A 1,856-nucleotide genomic window follows, 5' to 3' on the forward strand; every position below is an offset into this window, starting at 1 on the left:
GGCCAATGAAAGAAAGCATACGCCATAAAAAAAGCAAAACAATATGATACTTTTCATAGAAATAATAAGGTGAATCGGTGGCAAAATTAATTTTTTAATTTTAATTCCAATGTTAAAATTTTAAAAATTGATAAGAAATAATTTTGTCATAATGTGGGTATTCAATTGGTATACTCTTAAATGAAATTCAGTGAGCGAAAAGTGAGTGAGACACTCGATTTCAGGTTATAAACTTAGTAGTAAAAAAAGTGAGTGAAGACACTCACTTGGGCGTTTGATATTCCAATAAGGGAAAACAAGAGTCAGACACTCACTTGTTTTTTCATTTTTAACTTACCCTATCTGTGCCCATTTGTGAAATCTGTGGTTAAAAACTCCTTAAACTCCCCAAAATCATTCCCCATAGCCAATACTTGTTTTTCACCTTTCATAAACTCCTTTAACCTATCTGGGATCGGTAGGTCGATGCCCAAGGTTTTATCTACTACATATTTGAATTTGGCAGGATGAGCGGTTTCAAGAAAAATACCGATGTATTCTCCAGGATTCATTTTCATAAAATTTCTCAATCCCAAATATCCAACAGCACCATGGGGATCCAAAATGTAGCCTGACATATCCCTAACTTTTATCATGGCATTTTTGGTATCCTGATCATCAAAGAAAAAACCTTTTACTTTTTGGCGGAACAGTTTTTTATCATTGCCGTACAGCGCCAAGAGCCTATAAAAGTTGCTTGGATTGCCTACATCCATGCTGTTGCTAATGGTACCGATGGAAGGTTTGGAGGCAAAAGGCCCGCCTTCAAGATAATCCGGAACTACCTTATTGATGTTTGTAGATGCAATAAACTGGGCAATGGGCAGACCCATTCTCTCAGCCAAGATACCTGCTCCGAGGTTACCGAAATTACCACTGGGAACAGAAACCGCTATTTTCTTATCTGATTTAGGAAGCCTTGATATGGCATAGAAATAATAAAGGCACTGTGGAATCCACCTGGCGACATTGATCGAGTTGGCTGAGGTCAACAACATTTTCTCATTGAGTTCCTTATCCAAAAATGCCTGCTTCACCAATGTCTGACAATCATCAAAAACCCCATCCACTTCAATAGCTATCACATTTTCACCTAATGTGGTAAACTGCTTTTCCTGCAATTCGCTGACCTTACCTTTGGGATAAAGGACGATGACCTCTACTCCATCCACTTTGAAAAATCCATTGGCCACTGCACTGCCTGTATCCCCTGAGGTGGCAACCAGGACCCGCACTTTCCTTTCTTCCCCTTCCATCAATATCGACATCAATTTGGAACAAAACCTCGCCCCAAAATCCTTGAATGCCAAAGTAGGTCCATGGAAAAGTTCAAGGCTATAAATACCGTCCTCCACTTCTACCAAAGGCGCATCAAATGCCAAGGTATGGTTCACCAATTCCTTGATTTGCTCATTGCTCAATTCATTCCCAAAAAGCTTCCCAATCACCTCATACCCTATTTCCTTAAAGGTCATTTCCGGCAACTGATCAAAAAATGCCTTAGGCATCACCGGGATTTCAACAGGCATATACAATCCCTGATCCGGTGCAAGTCCCTTGACCACAGCTTCTTTGAGGCTGACAAGATGGGTTGGGTTATTGGTGCTGTAGAAGTTCATAGGGGTTTGGTTAGGATTGGAAAATTGAAAAATTTTAAAATTATCTGTCTATTTATAAGCTATGTTTTGATTTCTTGGCTCCCCAAGTTTTTAACATTTTGGAAATGTTCAGAAACGGTAATGACATTTAGGATAATCATTCTGGCCTCGGCAAGCTCGGCCACCGGGGTCGTCTTGTTGGGAGGTGGGGTGGGGGGG

The 1,856-nt window shown here is 40.2% G+C and carries 1 protein-coding gene; it reads right to left on the bottom strand.

Translation table 11 applies throughout. The features are described 5' to 3' along the window. Nucleotides 1-338 precede the first annotated feature (338 nt). A complete protein-coding gene (gene thrC / locus ACEW8U_RS07845) occupies nucleotides 339-1,658 on the bottom strand; it encodes a threonine synthase (RefSeq protein WP_373521485.1) in 1,320 nt (439 codons plus the stop codon). Between the last annotated feature and the right edge of the window lie 198 nt (nucleotides 1,659-1,856).

Origin of the sequence: Aquiflexum sp., from assembly GCF_041751335.1 — a bacterium.
Taxonomy (GTDB): Bacteria; Bacteroidota; Bacteroidia; order Cytophagales; family Cyclobacteriaceae; genus Aquiflexum.

What these genes read in the sequence shown, in the direction of transcription:
- thrC (WP_373521485.1), bottom strand. Translation starts at nt 1,658, where the DNA reads ATGAACTTCTACAGCACCAATAACCCAACCCATCTTGTCAGCCTCAAA.